This is a genomic window from Loigolactobacillus backii (assembly GCF_003946275.1).
Classification (GTDB): Bacteria; Bacillota; Bacilli; order Lactobacillales; family Lactobacillaceae; genus Loigolactobacillus; species Loigolactobacillus backii.
Genome location: NZ_RHNQ01000037.1, coordinates 20,261 through 27,338 on the forward strand (window position 1 = coordinate 20,261; position 7,078 = coordinate 27,338).

General features: G+C 40.5%; 6 protein-coding genes. 4 read left to right on the forward strand and 2 right to left on the reverse strand.

From position 1 onward, the window contains the following. Window positions 1–345 precede the first annotated feature (345 nt). On the forward strand, window positions 346–1,293 hold the full coding sequence (locus EKM61_RS07640) for a TDT family transporter (protein ID WP_068222595.1): 948 nt from the start codon (window positions 346–348) through the stop codon (window positions 1,291–1,293). Window positions 1,294–1,315: 22 nt separating this feature from the next. Here EKM61_RS07640 and EKM61_RS07645 read toward each other — a convergent pair whose 3' ends face one another. Then, complete coding sequence (locus tag EKM61_RS07645) at window positions 1,316–2,032, reverse strand: DUF3862 domain-containing protein (protein ID WP_068222598.1); 717 nt, start codon at window positions 2,030–2,032, stop codon at window positions 1,316–1,318. A gap of 611 nt (window positions 2,033–2,643) precedes the next feature. Between EKM61_RS07645 and map the strand changes: the two genes are divergently transcribed. Both map and EKM61_RS07655 read left to right on the forward strand, forming a co-directional pair. Continuing rightward, window positions 2,644–3,441, forward strand: a complete 798-nt coding sequence (gene map, locus EKM61_RS07650) for a type I methionyl aminopeptidase (RefSeq protein ID WP_068226177.1) — start codon at window positions 2,644–2,646, stop codon at window positions 3,439–3,441. A gap of 1,088 nt (window positions 3,442–4,529) precedes the next feature. Beyond that, a complete protein-coding gene (locus EKM61_RS07655; protein ID WP_068222601.1) occupies window positions 4,530–4,994 on the forward strand; it encodes a KxYKxGKxW signal peptide domain-containing protein in 465 nt (154 codons plus the stop codon). Here EKM61_RS07655 and EKM61_RS07660 read toward each other — a convergent pair. Beyond that, window positions 4,991–5,293, reverse strand: a complete 303-nt coding sequence (locus EKM61_RS07660; protein WP_068222604.1) for a hypothetical protein — start codon at window positions 5,291–5,293, stop codon at window positions 4,991–4,993. The two genes, EKM61_RS07655 and EKM61_RS07660, sit on opposite strands and share 4 nt — an antisense overlap. A gap of 121 nt (window positions 5,294–5,414) precedes the next feature. Here EKM61_RS07660 and EKM61_RS07665 point away from each other — a divergent pair, with 121 nt between their 5' ends. Further along, window positions 5,415–7,007: a hypothetical protein gene (locus EKM61_RS07665; RefSeq protein ID WP_068376570.1), complete on the forward strand. Its 1,593-nt coding sequence runs from the start codon at window positions 5,415–5,417 to the stop codon at window positions 7,005–7,007. Window positions 7,008–7,078 lie beyond the last annotated feature (71 nt).

A 7,078-nucleotide genomic window follows, 5' to 3' on the forward strand; every position in this document is an offset into this window, starting at 1 on the left:
CTTCTTTTTCTGCGGCAGGGTAACTGGCCTATTGTCGAATTTTAGTCAATATTTTAGCGGTGATTAAAATAGTTATGGCTTGAATTTGCTGACCAGAGAGTGGTTAGACCTGTTCTCAGAATTTGAACGCTTTTTGAAACACTTCCTATAACGAAAATAGGCTTCCAAAGCACGATCAAAACGACTAAACTAGTTCGTGTTTAGAAAAGCAGATTCCTGCGGTTAGCTACAGTAATCACTTCGGCCGTTTCACGGCAAAAGTGACTACTTAGGCTAATCCTCAGAATCTAACCGCTTTTCTAAACATTCCCTAATTCTAAGCCTTTATAAAGGAGCAACGAACTAATGCGTATTTTTCTTAAATCAATTCCCATTCCCATCTGCGGCCTTTTTTTGGCCATTGCTTCCTTAGGCAACTTAGCAAAGGATTATCAACTAACAGTCCTCGCTAATGTACTGGGACTTGGCGCCGCAGTTGGGCTCTTGTTTGTCATCTTAAAATTAATCTTTGATTTCAAAGACAGTGTTCAGGCGCTGAAAGATCCAATTATTGCCTCGGTGGCGCCTAACTTTTCAATGGCTATCATGGTGCTGGCCACGTATCTAACGGGCTTTAAGCACTTAGCTAGCAGTGTTTGGTATTTAGGCGTGATCATCCAATTTGGGCTGATGCTTTATTTTACGTATTACTTTGTGCTGCGCAAAAAAGTCACCCTTGCGCAAGTTTACCCTAGTTGGTTTATCGTCTACGTTGGGATGGGGGTCATCCCAATGACTTCCGCAGATTTTAACCCAACCTTAGGCCATGTCGTATTATGGCTGGCCGTTGTCTTTTACCTAATCCTGTTACCAATTGTGTTGCGCCGGGTATTCAAAATTCAAAAAATGTCCCAGCGGACTATACCATTAGTCGCAGTCATTGCGGCCCCAGGATCACTTTGTTTGGCAGGCTACATGAAAGGTTTTACGTACCAAAGTTTTTGGCCATTGCTAGGCCTACTGGTTCTTTCACAGTTAATGTATTTCTTAGTGTTAGCATGTTTGCCGCGCTTGTTGCAAACTAAATTCTCACCAAGTTACGCGGCGTTTACCTTTCCACTGGTCATTACAGCGATTGCCATCACTGCCGTTCGTGATCTTTTCATTAAAATAGGTTACCAAATAGTATCACTGAATTTGCTGACAATTGTAGAATCAATTGTTGCAATCCTCATTGTGGGGTACGTCCTAGCTTGCTATGTCCGTTACCTGTATCAGGAAAATCGAAGTAAAGTAAGCGAAGATGCTAATTAGTGTACGCCCCGGGCTGACAACACTATTTCATATTATTTTGGGTTTTGCCGGTAACCTTAGCATTATCGTAAATAATAATAATATTGGCGCCTTGTTTGCCGGCAACGCCAGTCAAATATTCCGTAACAGTTGTCTTTTTCCCGTTGTTTGAAGTAACGCGCACAGCATTTGGTTTACCAAGCTCTTTCGTAACTTGCTGGTAGCTTTGGCCGTTTTGGACGCTATTAAATTGGTCCAAAGAAATGTTATTTTCTCGCGTGACCTGAATACCGGTTAGATTCTTATCAACAGCATGATTATGCACAAAAGAAACGGTCATTTTGGCATCAGGACCACTGCCGCTGATATTGGACCAGGTTTTTACTTTGGTGGCGATGTTATTGCTGGCGGCGTCACTGGTTGTACTTGGTTTGCCAAACTTTTGAACCAGGCTGATGTAAGTTGTCCCATCACCACCACTTTTGGTTAAATTACCAACTTTAATGTTATTGTAGCTATTCGCGGTAATATCATTGACCAAGTTCACTTTTGCGTGGGTATTCTTTTTAGGCGTTGGGGCACTGCTGGCTGCTGCGGTTCTATCAGTAGAAGTTGAGTTGTTTTTAGAAATGAAATTATTGATATCGCCAGCAACTAAAAGTATTACAATGACAATGAGAATCCAAAACCAGCGTTGTTTATAAACTGGTTTCTTTTCCACGTAGACAATTTCATTTTTACGTTTACTTTTTTTCCACATAGGCTAACTCTCCTTGCTGAAGCAGATATTTAATCGTTTATTTTTTAGAAATAATCAAGTATTGAGATTAAAATTAGTAATCAAACGACAATCTTTACTCAATTGTAATGCTTTTTCGTATTTTTTTAAATTTGTTTAGAGAGACGCTATTAGAATTAACGTTGTGTAGTGATTTAAGGTTAGTTTTAATTTAGGGGGTGCCTTGATTAAATTAGACGTAAACGTGTTTGAAAAAGCAGATTCCTGCGGCTAGCTACGATCGCCGAATCATCTGTTGCACAGCTAATTCATCAATCTAGGCTAATCCTCAGAACCTGAGCGCTTTTTCAGGCACTCTGGTGTAAACGTGTTTGAAAAAGCAGATTATTGCGTATAGCTACGCCAGTCGAACGATCCGCTGCGCGTCTCTTTTCGCCTAGCTAGGCTATACTCCATAATCTAACCGCTTTTTCAAACACTCTCGAGTTTAGTAACTTTCGTAAATGCGCATAAAGTATATAATAGAAATGTCATGAAAAAAGCAGGAAATATCTTTGAGTTTATAAGGGTAGGAATCCCGCAAGTTTTAGGAAATAAAGATTAGAGAACTCAGGAGGTTCGTATTAATGTCAATGATTACGCTCAAATCAGATCGTGAAATTCGCGGTATGCAGAAGTCTGGTGCCGTTTTAGCTGGGATGCACCTTGGATTACGGAAAATTATCAAGCCTGGGATTTCCAGCTGGGATATTGAAAAATTTGCCGTTCGTTATTTTGCAGAAAATAATGCTAAGCCTGAGGAAAAAGGGTTTGAAGGCTATAAATATGCCACTTGTGTCAGTATCAATAACGAAATCTGTCACGGGTTCCCCCGGAAGGATGTTTTGTTAAAAAACGGCGACCTAGTGAAAGTCGATACCGTTGTTTCCGTCGATGGCTATATGTCTGATTCCTGCTGGGCCTACGCTGTTGGCGATGTCAGTGATGAAGTTAAGAAGTTGATGGCGGTAACGAAGAAGGGTCTCTATTTAGGCATTGATCAGGCCGTGATTGGCAATCGAGTGGGTGATATTGGCCACGCCATTCAGACCTACGTTGAAGATGAGAATGGTTACGGCGATGTTCGTGAATACGTTGGCCACGGTATTCAACCAACTATGCACGAAGATCCGATGGTACCAGGCTACGGTACTGCCGGCAAAGGGTTACGTTTGCGCGAAGGCATGACCATTACGATTGAACCAATGGTCAACGTTGGTGATTGGCACTGTGACAGTTCTGCACCAGATGGTTGGACCGTGACAACAGTGGACGGTTCATTAAGCTGTCAGTATGAGCACACGCTGGTAATCACAAAGGACGGTCCCAAGATTTTAACTTCACAGGATCCTGAAACGGATGCGAAATATTTATTGCCAAAAGACTTTTAGAGTAAATTACTAGAGTGTTTGAAAAAGTGCTTAGATTCTGAAGATTACTGACGCTGGCGATTGGACTAGGATAAACCAAAATCCGAATCGCAACCAAAAACGTTAATAATCTTGATGCTGCATACGTTGTCCATTCAACTATGGCGAAAAACGCCAAGTTGAAACATGGCAACCGCAGGAAGCTGCTTTTTCAAACACGTTTTCATTAGCTTAGCTTGGTGAATACTAATAAGGGCATTTTCCAAACGCCCTCAGGTTTACGTAATCGTTTTAAATTGGTTGTATTTTAGAGCACCCAAAATTTAAAATAAGGTATTTTTTGAAGTAATAAGTATGTGAAAAATTTGGTCAGAGTGAGACGGACATTTTAGTCGTTTCACTTCTGACCAAATTTTTTTATTTCTAAAATTACAAAAATAGTTGCCATTTTTTGTAGTCAATTTGAGTAATTATATTTATGAAAACTGACTACATGTAAATTTAAAAATTATTGAACTATCATTAATATATAATAGATAAGAAAAGTGGGCTTTTCAAACCTTGATTTAACAGCGGTCTTAAGGCTTATGGATTTTTAAAATCGATAATGAGAATAATGCTTGAGATTTTTTTGAAAAGTGGGACACGTTGCCGCTTTACTGAATTTATGTTAAAACAAAGTATATCAACTAAGCTTAATTGTTAATAAATAATTAAAATTTATATATTAATGACTTAAACTTGGTTTTTGAAAATTTCTAGGCTAATTGCTTTTTTGGGGATCACGCCTAGGGTCAAAAACCGTTGGTGTGATTGTTAAAAATGGCAAAAAGTTGTTAATTGTAGTAATTGCTACAGCACAATACATTTTTAGGGGAAGTGTTAACACTTAGGAAATATTAATTGATTGATCGTTTTGTATTTCACAATGACGCTGTTAGCTATTTCTTAATAGCTAACAATACCTTTTTGGGGGAAAAGGTAGTCATTGAGAGTTTCACGGGAGGAATACAAGGCGCCGAGTGTGTTGTTGTGTGTGATGTTCGAAATGTTTTTTTACAAGTAAAGTAGTTTTACTTGTTAGGTGATTTGGAAGGAGACGTAGCAAATTGGGTAAAAATAATCCACAACGCTATTTAAAGACAGTGTCTGAACACTACAAGATGTATAAGTCCGGTAAAGTATGGTTGTACGCAATGATGAGTACACTTACTTTAACAGGAGGTTTTGTAGTTGGCGGTGCTGCACATGCTGATACAACAACACATGCAGCCTTAACGTCAGATCCAAGTGCTTTAAGTTCAAGTGATAATAAATTATCAGTTTCGTCCGCAGTTGCTTCGCCAGTTAGTGCTGCATCATCTACTGCAGCCGTAAGCTCAGCTGCAACAACAAGTGATGCAACAACATCGACAACAGCTGTCAGTTCGGCTGCCGCAACAAGTGATGCCGCAACATCGACAACAGCCGTCAGTTCAGCTGCTGCAACAAGTGATGCTGCAACATCGACAACGGCTGTTAGTTCAGCTGCTGCAACAAGTGATGCTGCAACATCGACAACAGCTGTCAGTTAAGCTGCTGCAACAAGTGATGCCGCAACATCGACAACGGCTGTCAGTTCAGCTGCTGCAACAAGTGATGCTGCAACATCGACCGCGGCTGTCAGTTCAGCTGCCGCAACAAGTGATGCTGCATCATCAACCGCAGCTGTCAGTTCAGCTGCAACGAGTGATGGTGTTACTGCAACAGTTAGTAGCGCAGCTTCAGTTGAAACTTCAACTGCAACTAGCTCAACTGCCGATCCAGCACTTTCATTAGCAGATACTACTGTAGAAACAGGAGATGACGCCGTCGTTAATAACGATGTTGCCACTTCTGAAACTTCAGCAAGTGCTGATACTGATACTGTTGCCTCTGATGAAGCAGGTGTAACTTCTTCAGCTGCCGTTTCTGATTTAAGTGCTGCTGGAGCAAACGTAGCAAGTGAAGCAGAAATGACTACGTTGGTTGATCCAACCAGTGCTGAATTAACTGCTGCTTTATCTAGTGCTGCTGCTAATTATGCAGTTACTAGTGTTGCTACAGAAATTCGGGCAGCAGCTGCAACGGCTGCCGCAAGTAGTTCTGCCAGCAGTGCAGCAACTACTACTTCAAATACAGCAACAATTCCAACGGTTCCTAATTTGACGACGATTGACCCTAATACACAGGCCGCTGACTGGCAGACTGGTTATAAGGCCGCACTTGATGATATCGGTAGTGATAAAGGTAATGCCGTTATCGCAGCTTTATCAAGTTCTGATAACTTCATTTCGTTTATCGGTGGCTTAGCTGGACAAATTGGTGGTGTTGTTGGTGGAATTGCCAACTTAATTCCTGGTGTTAGTTCAAGTCAGTTACTTAACAATATTTTAGGCAATATTCCTGTTATTGGTGATATTCTTTCTGATTTAGGTATCGGTACTGGTACTGGTACTGACATTTCGTCAGTACTTTCCAGCCTTGCTGATACTACCCAGTATAAGAATATGACTGGTTATGCTGATATGTATGATTTAGGTAAAGCATATTCAGCTGCCAACAATGGTGACAATTCATTCAGTGATTATGCAATCAATGGTGAAACGTACGGTAATGGTACGGCACAGGCTCAAGGCTACCAATACGTAGTTAAACAGTGGGCAAGTGCATGGGATACTTATTACAAAGCGTTATCACAAAATATGCTTGCTAGTTTGAATGATTATGCCAATGATTTTGGTTATAACTCAAATACTGGTGCCGGAATTCAAGCAACTACTATTTTGTATAATCGGATGGATAACAACCAAACGACTGCTTGGAATACAATGTACCTCACAGCCGTAAAGACAGCCGAGGCACAAATTGCTGCACTTCCAGAATTAAGTACCGGAACTTCAATGAAGACGGCACTTAACCATTCTGTTGAAAAATTGAATGATACTTGGGACGTTTACATTCCATTATTCCAGCCAAGTATTCAGTCTTACCTTGAAAAGTATGTTTTAACTAACAAGGCTTCACTTGGTGGTCAAAGCGATATTGATAGCCAATTCTTCTCCCAAGGTAACTCAAGCTTCTGGAGTGTTATCACTTCAATGGCCGGTGGCGATGGTAACAACTATAACTTAGGTATTTTGAGTAAGGCTTCTGGTCTTTTTGGGGAACTTAATTCCTTAATTACTGATCCAGTTGGTACGATTACTGGTGCCTTAGGATTTGATGTTAGCAGCATTCCGCTTGTTGGCTCAGCAATTAATGGTATTCTTAGCCCATTAACAAGCTCAGTTAAGGCTTTGGCTAACCAATTTGGCCTATTAAATGGTTATCAAATCCAGTACTACAAAGAATTACAGTCAAGTCCTGTTGATTCAATCTACGTTGGACTTCGTAACGTCGTTGAAAAGGCAATGTATGTTGCTGCTATGAACGGTGAAAACGACTTCTTACAAGATTATTTGGCTCTCTGTCAAATCCTGTTGATAGCCAATTTTACAGCGTTAGAAGTTAGGCAACTTCTAATGCTGTTTTTTTATTTGGTTTGGTGCGCATTTGTTGTAGTTTGATCCGTGAAACTAAATGGTGATAGTTACGAAAACCAAAAGCCGTTCGCTGGATCTGTTTGATCATACGATTG